Below are 21,399 nucleotides of genomic sequence, written 5' to 3' on the forward strand. Positions count from 1 at the left end.
AAATAAGAACACTTTGCCGAGGCAAAACCACTATGACTCAGTACATTCTGTCGATCGACCAGGGGACAACCAGCTCCCGTGCCATCCTGTTTACTCTGGATGGGAACGTCCACACGACGAGCCAACAGGAGTTTCCCCAGCACTTTCCGGCCAGCGGCTGGGTCGAGCACGACCCGGAAGACATATGGCGTACCGTGCAGCAAACCTGCGATGACGTTATGGAGAAGGGGTGTAGCGACAACGATGAGGTCGTCGCTGTCGGTATAGCGAATCAGCGAGAGACCACGGTGCTGTGGGATCGTGCGACGGGTGAGGCGGTCTATCCGGCGATTGTCTGGCAGGACAGAAGGACCGCAGACTGGTGTGAATCACTCAAGAAGCAGAGCCTTGAACCCGCCGTTAACAACAAGACCGGGCTATTGATTGATCCCTATTTCTCGGCAACGAAAATTCGCTGGGTCATGGATAATGTGCCGGGCGTGCGACAGCGGGTGGAGCAAGGGGAGTTGGCATTCGGGACGATTGACAGTTTCCTGCTCTGGCGTCTGACCGGTGGCAAGGAGCACAGAACGGATGCCACCAATGCCAGTCGCACTTTGTTGTTCAATATCCACAATCAGGAATGGGATCAGGAACTGTTGGACCTGTTCGGTATCCCTGAATCACTTTTGCCTCAGGTCATGGATTCGGCAGCGGACTTTGGCCAAATTGTCGGCAGGGGGCGACTCGATGGTACGTCGGTCATGGGCATGGCTGGGGATCAGCAGGCTGCTCTGTTTGGCCAGACGTGTTTTGAAACCGGCATGGCGAAAAGCACCTACGGTACCGGATGTTTCCTGATGCTGAATACCGGCGACAAAGCGTTGACGTCGGAGCATCGTCTGCTCACCACGGTGGCATACCGCCTCAAGGGTAAACCTGTCTACGCCCTGGAGGGCAGCATCTTCATTGCCGGGGCAGCCATCCAGTGGTTGCGAGACGGATTACAGCTCATTCGGGATGCTTGCGAAACTGAGCCCCTGGCAGAGGGCACTCCAGTGGACCACGGTGTCTATCTGGTTCCAGCGTTCACCGGTCTGGGAGCGCCGTACTGGGACCCCAATGCCCGTGGCGCGGTTTTTGGGTTGACCCGCGATACTGGCATCAAGGAAATTGTTACGGCCGGCCTGCAATCGGTTTGTTACCAGACCAAAGATCTCCAGAAAGCGATGGAAAAGGATGGCATCAGGCCCATTACCTTGCGCGTTGACGGTGGCATGGTGGCCAACAACTGGGTGCTGCAATTTCTGGCGGATATTCTTGGAGCCCGGGTCGACAGGCCTGCATTGGTGGAGACCACGGCAGTCGGAGTCGCATACCTGGCCGGCCTCCAGGCCGGTGTGTATAAAACCCTGGACGATCTGAGCAGTATGTGGCGGTGCGACCGGAGCTTCGAGGCCGTGATGAGCAAGGCCCAGCGTGACAAGCTTTACGACGGCTGGGTTGCTGCCGTCCGCAGGCTTTGAGGTGTCGCAGCTGGCCGCGACCTCCCGGGGGACAGACTACCTTACGCCCAGATCCCGAAGTCGCTTGTAAAGGGTGTTGCGGCTGACATCGAGCTCCCGTGCTGCACGGGATACGTTGCCCATACATTGCCGATAGACCACCAGAGTCTGATTCATGGTGTCGTTCCTGGAGTTATCGTTGGCCTGGGGCGACTCGCTGAAGGAGGAGGCGTCGAACACCGGTTTACGCTCCGCTTCTTTCTGGTTTCCATAATCCGCCAGGAAATCCGCCGGCAGATGCCAGAGTTGAACGTCTTCGCCATCGGCGACGGCAATGGCTACGCGGATGATGTTCACCAATTGGCGGATATTGCCTGGCCAGGGGTGGTTTTCCAGTGCCGCCATCACCTCTGTTCCCAGCGTGTCAGACTGGCTGTCGTCTCGATGTTCCCGGTAGATTCTGCGGATCAGCTCACGCCTGTCCACCCGGTCCCTGAGAGGTGGGACCTCAACGCTTAGCCCGTTGATCCGATAGTAGAGGTCGGCCCGAAATTCGCCGTTGTTAATTCGGTGGGAGAGCGGCCGATTGGTTGCCGACACCAGCAGTATGTCCACGGGGATCCGTTCGGTAGAGCCTACTGGTGTGACTTCTCTTTCCTGCAGTACGCGCAACAGTCTGGACTGTGCGGCCAGAGGCATTTCACCGATCTCATCAAGGAACAGAATGCCTTTGTCGGCCTTTCGTATCAGGCCGAGGGAACCTTGAGCGCGGGCGCCCGTAAACGCGCCGGCCTCGTAGCCAAACAGCTCTGATTCGACGAGCTCCGGTGGGATGGCGGCACAGTTGACGGAAACGAGCGGCTGCGAGCACCGTTCGCTCGTTTTGTGCAGGGCCTTGACCATAACTTCCTTGCCAACGCCGGTCTCGCCGCACACCAGTATAGGGATGCCCCGTTGCAAAACTTTGCCCGCCTGATCGACGCAGCGCCGAACCACCGGATCACCGTGCTCGATATCTCCCAGGGAGACTCCGGCAAGACCCTGTACGGATGATCTGGCGTGAGGCGTCGCACGAGCCGGTTTCGCAGTGGCGCTATCGAGTGATGCCGGTCGCTTCAGCAGCCCCGACAGTCGCACCCGTTTCGAGGTTGTGAGCTGGATGGGTGTGTTGTGGGAATGGTTAAGTATCAGATTTCGGTTCTCGATAAACAGTGAGCTCAGGTTTCGGCCGGATAATGACTCGCCGAGTAGTTGGTCGGCCCGCTGGTTGGAGGCGATGACGCGGCCGTTCTGGTCAAGCGCGATCATTCCGGACCACGGGCTGTCGATGTTGTCGGCCGTTGTATTGAGAGTGAGGATAAAATGATCGCGCCCCAGTTGTCTGACGATCAGGCGATTCTCAACCGATTGCGAGAGCAGGCGGACCATTCCTAGAGTATGGGCTTGGGGAAGGTAAGCATCGCTAAAAGCGCTAAGCACGCCCACCAATGTTCGGTCGGTATCAAAGATAGGCGCTGCTGAACTGACAATACTGCGATTCAGTTTGAGAAAATGCTCGTTTCGCTGGACCTGTACGGGCGACCTTGTGGTAATGGCGGTACCAATAGCGTTCGTACCCGCATTGCGCTCGTGCCAACAGGCTCCCGTCCTGAACCATGGACGCAGGTGGCTGTCGGTAATGCGTCGGTCTCCCCAACTCTTGAGTATTTGTGCGTCAGAGTCGGCCAGCAGAATCAGGCAGCGGCTGTTTGACATGATGTTGTTGTAGTAGGGAAGTACTTCCGTTTCAGTCGTGCTGAGCAACGCTTCATAGTCCTTCTCCAGCATTTCCCGAGCCTGCTCATCAAGGCCTGCTGGTTCTGGCTCGCAGTCGTGGTGAAGGCCGTAACCAACACAGCGGTTCCAGGAGTCGGCAATGACGGACCTGTATTCCGCCCTATCGTGTTGTCGTTTCACGCGAATCCTCCGCGTTCCTGAAGTTTCGTTTTGTATTTATAGTGGCTCGAAAGCGTCGTCGGGCGCCGCAACTCTGTTCGCCTCGGTGTTCAATAATGTGCTTATCAGGTGTTCAGGTCAATGTTCAAACTGAACAAAAAGTTTGATAACGAACATTTGTATTTTCAGTAAGGAAATTTTTCAGATTTAAAAAATCAACATAAACAGTAGCATAAGTATTTTGGTGTGATTTCTACCTATATTGGTATGCGCATTGCGTTCGTGTATTCGGAATCGAATTTTCGCCGTTTACTTATTGCAGGTGCCGGCGGATAACGTGCCACAAGAACAATAAAGGGAATCCTATGTCCTTAACGCTGGAGAATCTCTCCCGTGTCGTGGATGGAGTCGATTACATCCGGGACGCGAATATCACGTTTGAGGCAGGTTCGTTTAACGTACTGCTCGGGCGTACACTGGCCGGTAAAACCTCGTTGATGCGCTTGATGGCCGGGCTGGACAGGCCTGATGAAGGCCGGCTCATCTACAATGGCGGCGATGTGACCGGGCAGAGCGTCCAGCAGCGTAATGTCTCCATGATTTACCAGCAGTTCATCAACTACCCCAACCTTACGGTGTACGAAAACATCGCCTCGCCCCTGCGTCTGGCCAAGATGAAGGACAGTGAGATTGACCGTCGGGTAAAAGAAACCGCAAATATGTTGCAGATTGACCCCTTGCTCAAGCGGTATCCGCTTGAGCTCTCTGGAGGTCAGCAGCAGCGCACCGCAATGGCCCGGGCACTGGTCAAGGATGCCACGCTGATCCTGTTCGACGAGCCGCTGGTAAACCTGGACTACAAACTTCGTGAAGAGTTACGCGCGGAGTTGCGGGAACTGTTCCGCGAACGCCAGTGCATTGCCGTTTACGCCACCACCGAAGCCAACGAGGCCCTGGCATTGGGGGGTGTGACGACGCTCCTGAACGAAGGGCGAATCGTTCAGACTGGCCCGGTGATGGATGTTTACCGCAACCCGGTGAACACCCTGGCGGCGCAACTGTTCAGTGAGCCGCCGATGAATATGATCAAGGGCCGGGTGACGGACACGGAAGTGACCTTCGACGAATACTCTCATCATGCGTTGACCCAGGAACTCGCAAGGCTTGAGCCCGGTGATTACTGGTTCGGTATCCGCCCGAGTCACATCGGTTTGGTTCCCAACAATCAAGATGATCTTGAGATGTCCATGGAGGTTGAGCTCAGTGAGATCAGTGGATCTGAAACCTTTATGCACGTGCGGAACCGATACTTCGAGATGGTGATGCAGTTGATGGGAGTGCACCAGTACCACACCGGTTCGCCCATCAAGATCTACCTGCCCATCAACAAACTGTTCGTATTCGATAAAGACGAAAGCCTGGTGCTCACACCGGCGCAGGTCTCAGGAGGGTCGGTCTGATGGCTGAGATTCACTTGAAGTCCCTGGCTCACAGTTACAGCGAAACGCCGGCCGGGCCCGATGACTATGCGATCCGTCAACTGGACCACGTCTGGGAGCGGGGCGGAGCTTATGCGTTGCTCGGCCCGTCCGGGTGCGGCAAGAGTACGATGCTGAACATCATTTCCGGTCTGCTCCAGCCTTCCGAGGGCGACGTCCTGTTCGACGGCAAGCGAGTCAATGAACTGTCTCCTCGCGACCGGAACATTGCCCAGGTTTTCCAGTTTCCGGTGATCTATGACTCCATGACGGTGTTTCAGAACCTGGCGTTTCCGCTCAAAAACACCGGTGTGCCGTCGTCGCAGATCAAGGCCAAGGTGCATGAGATTGCGGAGATCCTGGAGATTGAAAACGAGCTGCACAAGAAGGCCAAAAACCTCTCAGCGGACCAGAAGCAGAAGGTCTCAATGGGACGCGGCCTGGTGCGAGGGGATGTGTCCGCCATCCTGTTTGACGAGCCCCTGACCGTGATTGATCCCCAGCTCAAGTGGAAGTTGCGCCGCAAGCTTAAGCAGATCCACGAGCAGTTTGACATCACCATGGTGTATGTGACCCACGACCAGCTTGAGGCCTCCACCTTTGCCGACAAGATCGCGGTGATGTACGGCGGCCAGATTGTCCAGTTTGGAACGCCAACGGAGCTCTTCGAGCAGCCCAATCATACCTTCGTGGGTTACTTCATTGGCAGCCCAGGTATGAATCTGATTGAGGTTCAGCGGTGTCCCCGCGGTGTCAGCTTCGGCAGCACCGTTATTCCGCTGCGAGCTCATCAGCTAGAGTTATTGCAGCGCCTGACGTCGAACAATCTCAAGGTTGGTATTCGTCCGGAGTTTGTCCAGGCTTCGGATATGCCGGCTGACGATACGTTTGCAGCAGAGGTTCTCGACGTCGAAGACCTGGGAACCTACAAGGTCATGACGGTAAAGCTGGATTCTGAAACATTGAAAGTCCGGTTGACGGAAGATCAGCACTTTGCCGTGGGCGGCCAGGTTCAGCTCAGCTTTCCGGAAAAGTGGCTGAAGCTGTACGTGGACGAGTTTCTGGTAGAGGAGAAGGACCAATGAATAAGGTTCCCAATAATCGTGCCTGGTGGCTCGTACTGCCGGTTTTCATACTTGTGGCGTTTTCTGCGTTGATACCGCTGATGACCGTGGTGAACTATTCGGTCCAGGATATCTTTGGCCCGGGTAACGCTTATTACGTCGGTACCGAGTGGTTTCGCGAAGTGCTTGCGGATGAGCGACTGAGAGAATCCCTGCTCAGGCAGTTCCTGTTTTCCGGCGCGGTGCTGGCCATTCAGATTCCTCTCGGTATCGGCGTGGCACTGATGATGCCCAAGTCCGGCATCAAAGCTTCTCTATGCCTGATCCTTCTGGCGATTCCGCTGCTGATTCCCTGGAACGTGGTGGGGACAATCTGGCAGATCTTCGGTCGTGGTGATATCGGCCTGTTTGGCTGGGGGCTCAATGCGCTGGGCGTAGACTACAACTATACCGGCAGTACGGTGGATGCCTGGCTTACGGTACTGTTGATGGACGTGTGGCACTGGACGCCGTTAGTGGCATTGCTGTGCTACTCGGGGTTGCGTGCGATACCTGAAGCCTTCTATCAGGCCGCCGAGATTGATCGCGCCTCGAAGTGGGCCGTGTTCCGGTACATCCAGTTACCGCGCCTGAAGAGTGTGCTGGTGATCGCGGTACTGCTGCGGTTCATGGACAGCTTCATGATCTACACCGAGCCCTTTGTTCTGACCGGTGGCGGGCCCGGAAGCTCAACAACCTTCCTGAGCCAGACCCTTACCACCATGGCCATCGGCCAGTTCGATATCGGTCGTGCGGCAGCGTTCTCACTGATCTACTTCCTGATCGTGCTGCTGGTGTCCTGGGTGTTCTTTACCGCCATAACTCACCTCGACAAAGAAAAATAAGGAGAGAGTGATGAGCTATTCACGTTCCAAGGGCCTCGGGATGACGCTGTTTATCGTGCTACTGCTGACCCCTATCTACTGGCTCCTGAACATGTCGTTCAAGACCAACCAGGAAATTCTCGGTGGCCTTACGTTATGGCCACAGAATTTCACTCTGGCTAACTACGCCGTGATTTTCTCGGATTCGAGCTGGTACTCCGGTTACATCAACTCGATGATCTACGTGTCCATGAATATGACGATTACATTGTTGGTTGCCTTGCCGGCGGCCTATGCATTCAGTCGCTACAAGTTCGTGGGTGACAAGCACCTGTTCTTCTGGCTGCTGAGCAATCGTATGGCGCCACCGGCCGTGTTCCTGTTGCCGTTCTTCCAGCTGTATTCGTCCGTGGGTCTGTTTGATACCCACATTGCGGTCGCGCTTGCCCATTGCCTGTTCAACGTTCCCCTGGCGGTCTGGATCCTGGAAGGTTTCATGTCGGGAGTGCCTCGGGAGTATGACGAGATGGCCTATATTGATGGCTATAGCTTCCCCAGATTCTTTGTGAAGATCTTCCTGCCGATGATCCGGTCAGGCATTGGTGTCGCTGCTTTCTTTGCGTTCATGTTCTCCTGGGTGGAGTTGCTACTGGCCAGAACCTTGACCTCCGTGGATGCACAACCCATTGGCGCGATCATGACGCGAACGGTGGGGGCAAGTGGTATCGACTGGGGCGTGCTGGCAGCAGCCGGTGTGCTCACCATTATTCCCGGCGTGTTGGTGGTCTGGTTTGTTCGTAACCACATCGCCAAGGGCTTCGCACTGGGTCGGGTATAAGGAGACGGATCATGATTGAATGGATGAACTGGACACCGAGTGTCGCCATTTTCTTCGCTGTTATTGCCTGCATTCTCCTGGTGATGACTGTGTACGAAGTGGTGTCGCCCTGCACTGAGCGAAAAGGATTCCTGCCGATTTCGACAACGCGCGGAGATCGTCTTTTCATAGGATTGCTCTCTGCGGCGTATATACATCTTGCGTTTCTCGCGGTGAGCGACATCACTCTTTGGGTGGCGCTCGCCGTATCGGTGGCATGGCTTCTGGTGCTGTTGCGGTGGGGTTAATGAAGCCAACAGATGTTAGGGAAAAGGCTGTTGATTTTCGTTTGCGGGAGGGCTGGAAAAATCTTGTATCTGTCATTCAAAATGGTTGTAAAGATTTCTTTAACGAACTATTTTCTATTAAATGATCGGAACCGAACATCGTAAGGCCGGCTTCGGCTGGAGTAATGGTTAGAAAGAAGACGCTATATAGAGATAGCCGCAATGGAGAAACGCAGGGGGGTCGTCGCGTTTCCAACAAACCTAAACAAGACGAACGAGGTTGGGTATGTTCAACAACAATAAATATCCGAAAACCCTTCTCCTGAGCGCCGCGATTGGCTCGGTGGGGTTGGGACTCAGTTTTCAGGCGAGTGCAGATCAGTACTCTGATGCCGCCAAGAAATGGGTTAACGAGGCATTCAAGAACTCCACGCTGACCAAAGAAGAGCAGATGAAGGAGATGGAATGGTTCATCCAGGCTGCTGAGCAGTTTCGTGGCATGGACATCAACGTGGTCTCGGAAACCATCGCTACTCATGAATACGAATCCAAGGTGCTTGCTGAAGCATTCAGTGAGATCACCGGCATCAATTTGACTCACACGCTGATCCAGGAAGGCGATGTCATTGAAAAGCTGCAGACACAGATGCAGTCCGGTCGAAACATCTACGATGGCTGGGTCAACGATTCTGACCTGATTGGTACACACTTCCGCTACGGTAAGGTGATGCCCGTAGAGGACATTATGAACGGGGAAGGTAAAGACCTTACCCTGCCGACCCTCGACCTTGATGATTTTATTGGTCTGGATTTTACCACCGGCCCCGACGGCAAGCTTTACCAACTGCCGGATCAGCAGTTTGCCAATCTTTACTGGTTTCGTGCCGACTGGTTCGAGCGGGCTGATCTGAAAAAGCAGTTCAAGGATATCTACGGCTACGAGTTGGGCGTGCCTGTTAACTGGTCCGCCTACGAGGACATCGCCGAATTCTTTTCCGTGCACGTGAAAGAAATCGACGGCGAGCGCGTATACGGTCACATGGATTATGGTAAGAAAGACCCATCACTGGGATGGCGCTTCACTGACGCCTGGTTCTCCATGGCAGGCGCAGGCGACAAGGGGTTGCCAAATGGTCTTCCTGTGGACGAATGGGGCGTCCGCGTGGATGAATGCCACCCTGTAGGCTCAAGCGTCAGTCGTGGCGGCGCGACTAACGGTCCTGCGGCAGTGTATGCAACCACCAAATACGTTGATTGGCTGGATAAGTACGCTCCACCTGAAGCGCAGGGCATGACCTTCTCTGAATCCGGTCCGGTACCGGCCCAAGGCAGCGTTGCCCAGCAGATTTTCTGGTACACCGCCTTTACCGCGAGCATGATCGAAGATGGTCTGCCGGTGGTCAACGAGGATGGCACTCCGAAGTGGCGCATGGCACCGTCTCCCCGTGGTCCCTACTGGGAGGAAGGCATGAAGCTGGGTTATCAGGACGTTGGCTCCTGGACGTTCATGAAGTCCACTCCTGAGAAGCGTCGTCTCGCGGCGTGGTTGTACGCCCAGTTCACGGTATCCAAGACCGTTTCCCTGGAGAAAACCATCGCTGGCCTGACGCCAATCCGTGAATCTGATATCGAATCCGATGCCATGACCGAAATGGCACCCAAGCTCGGTGGCCTCGTTGAATTTTATCGCAGCCCCGCCCGTGTTCAGTGGTCGCCCACAGGCACCAACATCCCGGATTATCCGAAGTTGGCTCAGCTTTGGTGGCAGTACATTGCTCAGGCGGCTAGTGGCGAAGCAACACCGCAGAAAGCACTGGACGGTTTGGCCGAGGCTCAGGACCGTGTGATGGAGCGTCTTGAGCGCGCCAGCGTTATGCCAAATTGCGGCCCGAAGCTTAACGAGAAACGTGATCCGCAGTACTGGCTGGATCAGCCGGGTGCGCCCAAGCAGAAGCTGGACAACGAAAAGCCGCAAGGCAAGACCGTCCGCTACGAAGAGCTGCTGAAGACATGGGAAGAAGCTCGCGAGAGTTGATTCCGGAACCTGCACCGTTACCGGCGTTCAGCCGGTAACTCACTGACTTGCCGTGTCGTGCCGCTGATCTGAGTCCTTCGGGCAGCGGCACGACACGGCTTGCTGACTAGAGTGAGGCTGGCTGTCCGGCTTCCTTCCGTCTGGCCTCCCATTCCTCCCGGGTTTGAGCAGCTTCGTCGCCGGGCATGGAATCAATGATCTCGAAGTAGTCGGCCGAGTACTCGTCTTTCATGATCTGATTGCGGGGCTTCACCCTTACGACGTAGACCGTCTGAATGTTCTGGTGGTCAAACTCCCGCCAGTACTGCTCATCCTTGAGGAAGGTGTAACGGTTGCCCTCCAGGGCACGAATGATCTGACGAGTGTTGGTGACGCCAGTTCGTTCAACGGCATCCTTGTACCGGTAAACAATGCTATAGGAAGATGCTGCTGCGGTGGACGGGCGCATCTCGTAACGGCGCGAGAAGGCTTCTACAAACTCCTTCCCACGATCATAGTTGTACTCGTAGGGAACATTCCATACCCAGGGAGAGCCGCCCACGACGCCTTCCATAATGGTGGGGCCGACCTGGCGGGCCATGCCCAGTGTGAGGTTGGGTACCACAACCTGCATCTTCTTCGTCAAACCCATTTCGTAGGCTACGTTCAGCGCACGCACCATGTCGTCACCGAACAACACCATCATCAGGACTTTGGCGCCGCTTTGCTCCGCCTGTTCCAGGGCCTGGCGAAAATCCGTAATCAACGCGCGAGGAAAGGGCGTTTTTACGCCCTGGTGGGTTTGGGTGTCATTGGTGTTGGTGAATTTTCGCACCGATTCTTCTACTGACCACCCCCACGTGTAGTCTGCCGTTATGTAAAAGTATTCGTCGCCGGCATGCTGGGTGTTGAGATATTGGCTCAAAACCTTGGCCGTCATCCAGGCGTTATAGGGTTCGCGAAACATGTGACGATGACCTGCAGCGCCGGTGGTGGCGTTGGAGTAAGTCAGGGTACCGAAGTAGATATGGTTTCGATCCCTTGCCGCCCTTCCGGAGGCGATGGCAACAGCACTGGACACGCCGCCAAACAGCATTTGCACTCCCTCGCTGTCGATCAGCTCAGCGGTGTTTTGGGCGCCCTTGTCTGGATCACCGGAGGTATTGCGTATCACCAGTTCCACTTCACGCCCCATAATGCCGCCGGCTTTGTTGATTTCATCAACCGCCAGAAAAGCCCCCAGGCGTTGTTGCAGTCCTTGATCCTTGTAGCGGCCGGTCTGAGGATAGTTAAGCCCGATTTTCAGGGTTTCCGCCGCAACGGGAGCCGCCGCCAGCAGGGTCAGTAACAAAGAGAGAAGCAGCTTCTTGCAGAGCATTGGCACAGGCCTCCTTGGTCGCGCCGGGCCGGCAACGCGGGCCCTGATATTGTTGTTGTGGATCAGGACCAGTGTCGCGGCTGTCTGCAAATGCAACAATCGGACTAAGGTGGAAGTTGTGTAACGATTTGTCAGGCGTTGACGGACGTCACAACGCACTTCCGGGTCAGGCAACTGCGGTATTGCGAACCGATTCCAGAAGCCGGTACCAGAGGCCCCGTGGCATAGGGCTTCGAGCGCCATTGAGCGCTGAGTGAATACGCTCGGGATTCATGGAGCCCAGCACGGGTATGGGCGTTCCGGGAATCTGTCGTAACCAGGCGATAGCCAGGCCGGTGTCATCCAGACCGGTTTCTTCCCGAGCCTCTTCCATCAGCTCTGCCGGGATTCGGTCCGCCAGGCCACCACCACCCAGCGGAGACCACGCCAGCCAGCGCAGTCCATCCGCAAGATGAGCTTCAAGGGTGCCATCGAACAACGGATCGGTGTGGGCCAGGGATAACTGGCTTTGATTGCACACCAGCGGTAGCTCGGTGTTCCGGGCCAGCCATCGCCACTGCTCGGGCAGGAAGTTGGAGACGCCGATCTGGTGAATCTTGCCCGCGGACACCGCCGCTTCCAGCACTCGCGCGACGTCCTCGGCCTGCATCAACGGGTCAGGACGGTGAATCAGAAAGGTGTCAATCTGTTCTACCGCCAGTGAGGCGATGGCCTTGTTGATCGCGTTCTCCACATAATCCGCTTCGGCCCGGTAGTGTTTTACCCGCCACTGCGAGGTGTCCCGGTCGGCCGATACAATGCCGGTTTTGGTGATCACGCGCAGGTTTTGGGCCAGGGCCGGGTGAGCCCGTAATGCATCCCCGAACAGCCGTTCGCACTCGCCACCGCCGTAGATGTCGGCATGATCGAACACGTTCAGGCCGTCATCCAACCGCGCCGCAATCCAGTCCGCAAGCCGGGCCGGTTGCGTGAGGCTTGGATGGTCATGGAGCCGCATCATTCCCAGAATCAGGGGGGCTTCCGGTGTGAATCCTGCTGTTTGGGTGTTTGGCACGATTACTCCTTGCCGAAGGCGATAACCACCCGGTCGTCGCCGTGGGTTCTTGAAAAGACGTAGGGTTTGGTACTGAGTTGCTTGTGTTCCCCGGCACCAATCGCCGGGTGGCGTGCCCGGAACTGGCCCAGCTTTGTCCAGTGGGACAGGACCGGCTGTGCCGTGCCATTTTCGATGTCGGTCCAGTTCATGTCCGAACGGGTGCCCTGGTGGCCGTCAGAACCCGTGGGTCCGAAAGCGCGACCGGATTCGTCTCCGTAGAATATCTGACTGGTGCCCGGTGTAAACAGCAAGGCGGCGGCGGCCCGCTTCTGCATCGCCGGCTGGTTGTTGGCAATGCGGCTGAACAGCTGGGTGTCGTGGGATGAGATATAGCTCATGACGTTGAAGGGTTTGTCGCCGTGCATCTTGTCGGAATACTCGCTGTAGATGGGCTCCATGGCGGGCAGGCAAGCTGCGCCGGCCTGGGCTTCCTCCTGCAGGTCGAAGTTGATGACGGCGTCGAATCCGGCATCAAAGTAACTGCTTCGGGTCACCGTATGGGGGAATACCTCCGCGACCATCCAGAATTCCTCCGCTGGCAACGGCTGGCCGGGATTATTGGCGCGATAGGTGTCCAGTGCATCCTGAGCTTTGGTTTTCAGTTGTTTCCAGGCTTCCGGCTCCACGTGCTTGGCGGTGTCCACCCGGAAACCATCAACACCGAACTCGCGCACCCAATCGGTCAGCCAGGTGACCAGATAATCCCGGACGGTGGCGTCTTCAAGCTGTGTGGCGCGGGTGTTTTCCTTGTTCTGCAGGAAAATGGGCAGGTCCACCGCTTTATCGGATTCCGTCTTGAAATCCGGCAGGAAGGCGAGGGAGCCCCGTACCGGATCGATGGAGGCTTTGGGCGGCGTGTCGTAGTCGCCGATGCCGGCGCGAACCCAGTCCTTGCCCCACCAGTTGGCCCAGCCCGGATGATCGTAGTCGATCAACGCATGGTAGGCGTGGAAGTTCTCCCAGGATTCCGGTCGCCAGTCGCCCCATTGTTCGGGCAGGTGCTTTTCGAAGCCTTCGCGCAGCCCGCCAACGTTGAAGGTCTGCATATCCTGAAGGGTGGCGTAGCCCGGGTGGTTCATAACCACGTCCATAACCACGCGGATGCCGCGGGCATGGGCTTCTTCCACCAGGGTGCGGAATTCCTCGCGGGTGCCGAAGTTGGCGTCAGGGCGGGTGAAGTCCAGAGCGTAATAGCCATGGTACCCATAGTGTTGGAAGTCCCCCTGGTCACCACCGCCAACCCAGCCATGAATCTGCTCGAAGGGTGGGGTGACCCAGACAGCATTGACGCCGAGATCCTTCAGATAGTCCAGTTTCTGTGTCAGGCCAGCAAAGTCCCCGCCGTGGAAGGTGCCGATTTCATCCTTGCCGTCGGGCTTGCGGCCGTAGTTCAGGTCGTTGTCGGTGCGGCCATTGGCAAAGCGATCTGTCACGGTAAAGTAGACGGTTGCGCCCGCCCAGGTGAAGCTCTGCTCCGGAGCGTCCACGGCTTCCAGCAGTAACAGGCCTTCGGCGTCCGGGGCCGGGGTGAGGGTGACCTGGCCATTTGTCACCTGTGCCTTGTTGCCACTGTAGTAGTCTCGCACCCAGTCGCCGTCTTTGAAGGCATTGCCGACGGTAACGGTCATCTCTGCCTGGGTGGCGGTGCACATCCCTCTGGTTGAAACTGCGCGGTTGTCCGAGGGTGGGGCGGCTGTCTCGAACTGGCCACCGGCGCAGCCGGCAAGCGAGAGGCACGTCACAAGGCTGGCGGTAAACCTGATTTTTTTCGGGGTCTGGCTCATGCAATGGGCTCCGGTTCCATTTATTGTTGTGGTTATCCAATCAAACCAGACCTGAACGGTGGGTGGTAGACGGAATTCACTACGCCTCACTACTCCCCCGTTCTACGCCTCAGGGAATGAAATCAGGGCTGATGCCAGCAACAGCAAATTGCAACACAGTTCGGTTACTCGCAATAAAAAGATTTGCGTTCAGCCCGCCCGGCCAACCTCGTGTCAGGGCGGACAACAAGAATAAGGCAGGAACAAGCAGAGGAAACACCTGATGAATCGTCGAACTTTTATCCGTAGTTCACTCGCAGCTTCCATTGTTGCAGCAACATTTGGCATGTCCGCACCGGCTCACGCCGAGATCGAGGAAGGCAAGCTCCTGGTCTGGATCAATGGCGACAAAGGCTATGATGGCCTGCAGGAAGTGGGTGACTGGTTTACCGAGGAAACCGGCATCCCCGTTGAAGTGGCTCATCCAGACAGCGCCACTGACAAGTTCCAGCAATCCGCCGCCACGGGCAATGGCCCGGACATCTTTATCTGGGCCCATGACCGTTTCGGCGAATGGGCGCAAAGCGGCATCATTTCCGAGGTCAAGCCGTCACAGCGTGTTATCGATGAAAACTTCGATTTCACCTGGGATGCAGTCACAGTCGACGGCAAAATGTACGGCTATCCCATGGCAGTCGAGTCCATTGGCCTGATTTATAACAAGGATCTGGTGCCTGAGCCGCCAACCGCTTTCGAGGACATTCCCGCTATCCACAAGCAACTGGCGGAAGATGGCAAGCGCGCCATCCTGTGGGACTACAACAACACCTATTTCACCTGGCCAATGATTGCCGCGGCTGGGGGCTACATCTTTGCCCAAAACGAAGATGGCAGCTACGACGTTAAAGATACCGGCGTGAACAATGAGGGCGCGATGAAAGGCGCCAACATGCTCACAACCCTGATTGAAGAGGGCGTTATGCCTCGTGGTGCGGATTACAGCGCCATGGAGTCCAGCTTCAACAAGGGCGAAACCGCCATGATGATTAACGGTCCCTGGGCCTGGGGTAACCTGGAGAAAAGCGACATCAACTTTGGCGTTGCCAAATTGCCCACCATCGATGGCCAGCCCAGCAAACCCATGGTTGGCGTGATGGCGGCCACCCTCAATACGGCCAGCCCCAACAAGGACCTGGCGGTGGAATTCCTTGAGAATTACGCGCTGTCGGTCAAAGGCCTGAAAATGGTGAACAACGACGTTCCCCTGGGCGCGGTCGCCAACAAGGCATTCATGGACGAGCTGTCGTCGAACCCGAACATCGCGGCAACCTTCGAAAACGCCGAGCTCGGTGAACCCATGCCAAGCGTACCCGCCATGGGCGCGTTCTGGTCTTCCATGGGGCCGGCTCTGCAGAACATCACTTCTGGAAGACAATCCGTTGAGGATGCTCTGAACTCCGCAGCGCAGCGCATTACCCGGTAATACCTGTTGTTGTAACTCTGCCGTCGCCGGTTGCGGCGACGGCTTTAAACGGGCTGACTACAATGATAACGGAAACCCTGTCCTCCCCCGGAACCGAAAGCAGACTTCCAATGACCCGAATAATTCTTAAGTGGGGTGCCCTGGCCGCGCTGGTAGGTATGGCGCTCTACCTGATACTGGCACTCTACGCCCAGCAGGAATTCGTGTTCGCGATGCTGTTCTTGGTGCTGACTGCATCAGCGGTATTTGTATTCGTGAGCAAGAAACTCTACGCCCATCGCTATATTTTCCCTGCGGTTGCGGGTATGGGTGTGTTTGTAATTTTCCCGCTGATGTATACCGTTGGTATCGGCTTTACCAACTACAGCGCCAGCAACCTCCTGAGCTTTGAGCAGGTCAAGGACAACCTGATGGACCGGACCTACCAGTCCGATTCCATTCGTTACAACTACGAGCTCTACGATACCGATGCCGGCTATGTGATCTTTCTGGACGGCAAGCACCAGGATCTGGTGTCGGCGCCTCTCGCTCTGGACGGCTCTGATTCCAGCGCCCCCGTGCTACCCGCGTCGGAAAAACCGATGGGTGAGCCTTTAGCGATCCGGGATATTATCCAGCTTCGGACGGAATTGGCCGAACTTGACCTTCTGACTGAAGACGGGCGCGAGCTGAGCATGGCCAGCCTTCGTGCGTTTGCGGCTATCAACGCCCAGTTCACGATGCATGACAATGGCAGCATCACCAACAACCAGACCGACGTGACCTACTTTCCGGACCATGACACTGGTTTCTATCGCAGCGCGGACGGCCAGACGCTGTCACCAGGCTGGACGGTGAACATCGGCTGGGACAACTATCTCAAGGTCGTGTCCGACCCGAGCATTCGCGGGCCGTTCTTTGAGATCTTCGTGTGGACGCTGTCCTTTGCTGTGGCAACAGTGGTGTTTACCTTGGCGCTGGGGCTATTACTTGCCAACCTGCTGCAATGGGATCAGATTCGGGGCAAGGGCTTCTATCGCACTATGCTGATCCTGCCGTACGCGGTGCCGGCGTTTATCTCGATCCTGGTGTTCAAGGGCCTGTTCAACCAGAACTTCGGTGAGATCAACCTGGTACTGGAAGGCCTGTTCGGCATGCGGCCAGACTGGTTCAGTGATCCGGCCCTGGCCCGCACTATGATCCTCATCGTGAATACCTGGCTGGGCTATCCCTACATGATGCTGCTTTGCATGGGCCTGCTTCAGGCCATTCCGCGGGATCTCTACGAGGCCTCCGCCATGGACGGGGCGGGGCCGGTGAACAACCTGTTCAACGTGACCCTGCCGCTTATCATCAAACCGTTGATGCCGCTGTTGATCGCAAGCTTTGCATTCAACTTCAATAACTTCGTCCTGATTGCGCTGTTGACCGGTGGGGCGCCCGATATTATTGGCGCAAGCACGCCTGCGGGTACCACGGACTTGTTGGTGAGCTACACCTACCGCATTGCGTTCCAGGACTCCGGACAGAACTTTGGTCTGGCGGCCGCGATCGCCACAGCCATCTTCCTGGTGGTCGGCGCACTGTCGCTGATCAACTTGAAACTGTCCAAAATAAAAGTATAAGGAGCTACCCATGGCGATGGTTCAACCCCGCTCCACCAAGTATCGCGTTCTGGCATCCCATCTGGGGATGCTGGGGTTCATCGTGATCATCCTGTTCCCGCTGCTGATGGTGATTTCCATCTCGTTCCGCAGCGGCAACTTCGCCTCCGGCAGCCTGCTGCCGGAGAATCCCTCGCTGGAGCATTGGTATCTGGCGCTTGGTATTCCTTATACCGGGGAAGACGGCACGGTGACCCAGCCGCCATTCCCGGTACTGTTGTGGCTCTGGAACTCCATCAAGATCGCAGTGATCTCCTCGGTGATGATCCTGGCCCTCTCGACCACCAGTGCCTACGCCTTCGCCCGCATGCGTTTTGCAGGCAAAGGCTTTGTGCTCAAGTCGATGCTGATTTTCCAGATGTTCCCGCCGGTGCTGTCGCTGGTGGCACTCTACGCTCTGTTTGACCAGATCGGTAACCACGTGAGCTGGCTGGGCTTGAATACCCATGGGGCGGTGATTGTGGCTTCACTCGGTGGCATGGCGTTGCACATATGGACCATCAAGGGCTATTTCGATTCCGTTGACCGCTCCCTGGAAGAGGCTGCCATCGTGGATGGTGCGACCACCTGGCAGGCGTTCCGCTATATCCTGTTGCCGTTGTCGGTTCCGATCCTGGTGGTGGTGTTCATTCTGGCGTTCATCATGACCATCATGGAATACCCCATGGCATCGGTGTTGCTGGTGGATACTGACAAGCTAACCTTGGCTGTAGGTGCCCAGCAGTATCTGTATGAGCAGAACTACCTGTGGGGCGACTTTGCCGCCGCAGCGGTGCTCTCGGGGCTGCCCATCACGCTGATCTTCCTGTACTGCCAGAAATGGATTGTTGGTGGGCTGACGGCCGGCGGCGTCAAGGGTTGATGCCGCTGGTATGAAATAACCGTTCTCCTACGCCGCCACGGACGATCCCGGGCGGCCCTTCCGCGAGCACTGCGTCTTCCTTTTCTGCACTTCGCGACCCGGTCAGGCTAATCCCCCCCCCTACTGACCGGGCTTTTTTGATACCCCTGCCAACTCTCCAACCTAACTCAAGCATTATTTGACCGCTGAACAGTGGCGGAGGGTTTCCCGAAACACGCTGTGAGTACACTCGGCTTACTTTCGGCTGCCACAGAGGTAGCTGGGCAGGCTGGGGGATACTCCTGAAACCGTGCGGAGCCATGGATGGCGGAGCCGAGCGTACAGGGATGTATTCACAGCGTGTTTCAGGAGTATCCCCCAGCCTGATCAGCGGGCGGACAGGAATAGGACAAAAAAAGGGGCCGGTACGTGACGGAACCGGCCCCTGAAAAGGTGTCAGAGCAGATCAAAAATCAATGCAGGGTTCCCGGTAAAGCCGGGGGCAGGCGTTGCCGTCCTCGCGGAACAGGTGGCACTTGATGGGCTTGATGCCCAGGGTGACTTTCGAGCCCTCCTGGACCGGATCGCTGCCGTCGGTGCGCATGGTGATCACGCCATCCACGCCGTTCACGTCCATATGCACCAGGGTCTGATAGCCCAGCCGCTCCACCACGGTGACTTCGCCGTCCAGGTACATATCCGCTTCTTCGTCGTTGCTCAGATGCTCGGGACGGATGCCCACGGTGACGGATTCACCAGCGGTGAGCTCGTGGCCGTTGATGGGCAGTTCCAGGGAGTGTTTTCCGGGCATGGTAACGGTCACGGACTGGCTGCTGGCACTCTCTACGGTGCAGTCGATGAAGTTCATCTTCGGGGAACCGATAAAACCAGCCACGAACCGTGTAGCGGGGTAGTGGTAGAGCTCCATGGGCCTGCCGACCTGAGCGATGGAGCCGTTATCCAGAGCGACAATTTTATCCGCCATGGTCATGGCTTCCACCTGGTCGTGGGTGACGTACACCATGGTGGCGTCCAGGCGCTTGTGCAGCCGGGAGATCTCGATGCGCATCTGCACCCGCAGGGAAGCGTCGAGGTTGGACAGGGGCTCGTCGAACAGGAATACCGTCGGCTCGCGCACGATGGTTCGTCCGATGGCAACCCGCTGGCGCTGACCACCGGACAAATCCTTGGGTTTGCGTTCCAGCAGGTTGTTCAGCTGTAGCAGTTTGGCGGCATCGTTTACGCGACGGTCAATCTCGGCCTTGTCGGTTTTGGCGAGTTTGAGCCCGAATGCCATGTTTTCCGCCACGTTCATGTGGGGGTATAGCGCATAGGACTGGAACACCATGCCCACTTCCCGTTCCTTGGGAGGGAGGTTGTTGACCTTGTCATTGCCAATGTACAGCTCGCCAGATGTGATGTCTTCGAGCCCGGCGATCATTCTCAGTAGGGTGGATTTGCCGCAGCCGGAGGGGCCGACAAACACCACAAATTCACCGTCGTCGATATCCAGGTTCACATTGCGGGTGACCTGGGTTTCGTCATAACTCTTGCAGATGTTTCTTAATGTGACGCTGGCCATAATGTATGTCTTCTTGTTTGATCTGTGAAAGCGGACTCAGAGTGTTGCAATCTCCACACCCCAGGGCTGCAGTTCCAGCTCCCTGTCATTCCAGGAACCGCCGACGAAATCAGGCGCGCCGCTAACCGTCTGGCCCGCGGCCGGAGCTGTGATTCGAACCTGCTGATCGGCCAGGTTCAGGGCGACCAGAAGGGTGGTGCCCTCATAGGTCCGGGTGTAAGCCAGAGTGTTTTCGGGGCTATCCAGAAACTCAATGTCGCCCTTCAGCAGTACAGGTTGCTGTGCACGCCAGCCCAGGAATTTACGGTATGCCTGCAGGATGGAGTTCTCCTGTTCGTGCTGGACGGCAACCGCCGCACCGTAGTGTTCATCATAAACCGGCAGCCACGGGCGTGCATCGGAGAAGCCGCCGTTGGCTTCTTTGTCATGCCAAACCATGGGGGTGCGGCAACCGTCCCGGCCCTTGTATTCGGGCCAGAAATTGATGCCGTAGGGGTCAACCAGGTCTTTGTACTCCAGCTCCGCCTCGGTCAGCCCGAGTTCTTCGCCCTGATAGATGCAGACGCTGCCACGGAGTGTCAGCAGCATCGCCATATAGGCTTTCAACTGTTGGGGCGAACGCGCCTGCCAGCGGGTAGCAACCCGTGAAACATCATGGTTGCCGATGGCCCAGCAGGGCCAGCCGTCGGTCAGTTTTTTCTCGATGGAGTCGACGGTCTTATGGAAGAAGTCGGCTCCATGCTGTTCTGTCAGCAGATCAAAGGAATAGGCCATGTGCAGTTTGTCGCCGCCACTGGTGTATTCCGCCATAGTCTGGAGGGAGTTGTCGTCGCCGATTTCCCCAACGGTGGTGGTGCCAGGGTACTGGTCGAGCAGGGCACGCAGGCGCTGCAGAAAGGCCAGGTTTTCCGGGCGGGTCTTGTCATATTTGTGGAACTGGTAGGCGTACGGATTTTCCTTGCGTACACCGATGGAACCCTCGGCAACGGCGTTGCTGGGCGGGTTGTCCCGCAGTTCCGGATCGTGGAAGCAGAAGTTGATGGCGTCCAGGCGGAAACCGTCAACACCTCTGTCCAGCCAGAACTTTACATCCGAGAGTACCTGTTCAACCACGTCCGGGCAGTGGAAGTTCAGGTCCGGCTGGCTGGTCAGGAAATTGTGCAGGTAGTATTGCTTGCGGCGGCTGTCCCAGGCCCAGGCGGAGCCACCAAAAACAGACAGCCAGTTGTTGGGCGGGGTGCCGTCCGCATTTGGATCGGCCCATACGTACCAGTCTGCTTTCGGGTTGTCGCGGCTGGCGCGGCTTTCCGCAAACCAGCGATGCTGATCGGATGAATGGCTTAACACCTGGTCGATCATGATCTTCAGGTCGCGCTTGTGGGCCTCGGCAATGAGCTCATCGAAATCCTCGATGGTGCCGAAAATCGGGTCTACGCCGCGATAGTCAGACACGTCGTAACCAAAGTCTTTCATCGGCGAGGTAAAGAAGGGTGACAGCCAGATGGCATCCACGTTCAGGCTGGCGATGTAATCAAGTTTCGCAGTAACCCCAGGCAGGTCACCAATGCCATCGCCATTGGAATCGTAGAAGCTGCGTGGATAAACTTGGTAAATGACGGCTCCACGCCACCAGTCCGGGTTCTTCATCATCTTGCCTCGCTTAACACCCTG

The 21,399-nt window shown here is 56.7% G+C and carries 17 protein-coding genes; 11 read left to right on the top strand and 6 right to left on the bottom strand.

Annotated features, from left to right (window positions below; translation table 11 throughout):
* The first annotated feature begins 32 nt into the window (after nucleotides 1–32).
* The gene (gene glpK / locus R1T46_RS11815; RefSeq protein WP_317305484.1) at nucleotides 33–1,505 is read left to right on the top strand and encodes a glycerol kinase GlpK; all 1,473 of its coding nucleotides are present in this window, start codon (nucleotides 33–35) and stop codon (nucleotides 1,503–1,505) included.
* Between the two features lie 36 nt (nucleotides 1,506–1,541).
* On the opposite strand, the gene R1T46_RS11820 is transcribed toward glpK, so the two are convergent.
* Nucleotides 1,542–3,440 carry a sigma-54-dependent Fis family transcriptional regulator gene (locus R1T46_RS11820; protein ID WP_317305485.1) on the bottom strand — a complete coding sequence of 633 codons (1,899 nt, stop codon included), beginning with the start codon at nucleotides 3,438–3,440 and terminating at the stop codon, nucleotides 1,542–1,544.
* 344 nt (nucleotides 3,441–3,784) lie between these two features.
* On the opposite strand from R1T46_RS11820, the gene R1T46_RS11825 reads away from it, so the two are divergent.
* From R1T46_RS11825 to R1T46_RS11855, 7 genes are all read left to right on the top strand, one after another.
* Entirely contained in the window at nucleotides 3,785–4,879 is a 1,095-nt protein-coding gene (locus tag R1T46_RS11825) for an ABC transporter ATP-binding protein (RefSeq protein WP_317305486.1), read from the top strand.
* A complete protein-coding gene (locus R1T46_RS11830) occupies nucleotides 4,879–5,982 on the top strand; it encodes an ABC transporter ATP-binding protein (RefSeq protein ID WP_317305487.1) in 1,104 nt (367 codons plus the stop codon). The genes R1T46_RS11825 and R1T46_RS11830 overlap by 1 nt, the downstream gene beginning before the upstream one ends.
* Complete coding sequence (locus R1T46_RS11835; RefSeq protein ID WP_317305488.1) at nucleotides 5,979–6,845, top strand: sugar ABC transporter permease; 867 nt, start codon at nucleotides 5,979–5,981, stop codon at nucleotides 6,843–6,845. Before R1T46_RS11830 ends, R1T46_RS11835 begins: the two co-directional genes overlap by 4 nt.
* 10 nt (nucleotides 6,846–6,855) lie before the next feature.
* Entirely contained in the window at nucleotides 6,856–7,662 is an 807-nt protein-coding gene (locus tag R1T46_RS11840; RefSeq protein ID WP_317305489.1) for a carbohydrate ABC transporter permease, read from the top strand.
* Between the two features lie 11 nt (nucleotides 7,663–7,673).
* Entirely contained in the window at nucleotides 7,674–7,949 is a 276-nt protein-coding gene (locus tag R1T46_RS11845; RefSeq protein ID WP_317305490.1) for a DUF2160 domain-containing protein, read from the top strand.
* Complete coding sequence (locus R1T46_RS11850) at nucleotides 7,949–8,074, top strand: hypothetical protein (RefSeq protein WP_317305492.1); 126 nt, start codon at nucleotides 7,949–7,951, stop codon at nucleotides 8,072–8,074. The genes R1T46_RS11845 and R1T46_RS11850 overlap by 1 nt, the downstream gene beginning before the upstream one ends.
* A gap of 140 nt (nucleotides 8,075–8,214) precedes the next feature.
* On the top strand, nucleotides 8,215–9,963 hold the full coding sequence (locus R1T46_RS11855; RefSeq protein ID WP_317305493.1) for an ABC transporter substrate-binding protein: 1,749 nt from the start codon (nucleotides 8,215–8,217) through the stop codon (nucleotides 9,961–9,963).
* Between the two features lie 106 nt (nucleotides 9,964–10,069).
* Here the strand turns inward: R1T46_RS11855 and R1T46_RS11860 are convergent, their stop codons facing one another.
* From R1T46_RS11860 to R1T46_RS11870, 3 genes are all read right to left on the bottom strand, one after another.
* Complete coding sequence (locus R1T46_RS11860; RefSeq protein ID WP_317305494.1) at nucleotides 10,070–11,320, bottom strand: ABC transporter substrate-binding protein; 1,251 nt, start codon at nucleotides 11,318–11,320, stop codon at nucleotides 10,070–10,072.
* 166 nt (nucleotides 11,321–11,486) lie between these two features.
* Nucleotides 11,487–12,374, bottom strand: a complete 888-nt coding sequence (locus R1T46_RS11865) for an aldo/keto reductase (protein WP_317305495.1) — start codon at nucleotides 12,372–12,374, stop codon at nucleotides 11,487–11,489.
* Between the two features lie 2 nt (nucleotides 12,375–12,376).
* Complete coding sequence (locus R1T46_RS11870; protein ID WP_317305497.1) at nucleotides 12,377–14,200, bottom strand: alpha-amylase; 1,824 nt, start codon at nucleotides 14,198–14,200, stop codon at nucleotides 12,377–12,379.
* Between the two features lie 262 nt (nucleotides 14,201–14,462).
* On the opposite strand from R1T46_RS11870, the gene malE reads away from it, so the two are divergent.
* The 3 genes from malE to malG all read left to right on the top strand — a co-directional run bounded on the left by malE (nucleotide 14,463) and on the right by malG (nucleotide 18,167).
* Nucleotides 14,463–15,662 carry a maltose/maltodextrin ABC transporter substrate-binding protein MalE gene (gene malE / locus R1T46_RS11875; protein WP_317305500.1) on the top strand — a complete coding sequence of 400 codons (1,200 nt, stop codon included), beginning with the start codon at nucleotides 14,463–14,465 and terminating at the stop codon, nucleotides 15,660–15,662.
* A gap of 110 nt (nucleotides 15,663–15,772) precedes the next feature.
* Nucleotides 15,773–17,266 (top strand): maltose ABC transporter permease MalF, encoded by a 1,494-nt coding sequence (malF, locus tag R1T46_RS11880; protein ID WP_317305501.1) that lies wholly within the window; start codon nucleotides 15,773–15,775, stop codon nucleotides 17,264–17,266.
* 10 nt (nucleotides 17,267–17,276) lie between these two features.
* Complete coding sequence (malG, locus tag R1T46_RS11885; protein ID WP_036205165.1) at nucleotides 17,277–18,167, top strand: maltose ABC transporter permease MalG; 891 nt, start codon at nucleotides 17,277–17,279, stop codon at nucleotides 18,165–18,167.
* 445 nt (nucleotides 18,168–18,612) lie between these two features.
* On the opposite strand, the gene malK is transcribed toward malG, so the two are convergent.
* The gene (gene malK, locus R1T46_RS11890) at nucleotides 18,613–19,728 is read right to left on the bottom strand and encodes a maltose/maltodextrin ABC transporter ATP-binding protein MalK (protein WP_317305502.1); all 1,116 of its coding nucleotides are present in this window, start codon (nucleotides 19,726–19,728) and stop codon (nucleotides 18,613–18,615) included.
* Between the two features lie 36 nt (nucleotides 19,729–19,764).
* Nucleotides 19,765–21,378, bottom strand: a complete 1,614-nt coding sequence (locus R1T46_RS11895) for an alpha-glucosidase family protein (RefSeq protein WP_317305503.1) — start codon at nucleotides 21,376–21,378, stop codon at nucleotides 19,765–19,767.
* Nucleotides 21,379–21,399 lie beyond the last annotated feature (21 nt).

The sequence above is a fragment of the Marinobacter salarius genome, from assembly GCF_032922745.1.
Classification (GTDB): domain Bacteria; phylum Pseudomonadota; class Gammaproteobacteria; order Pseudomonadales; family Oleiphilaceae; genus Marinobacter.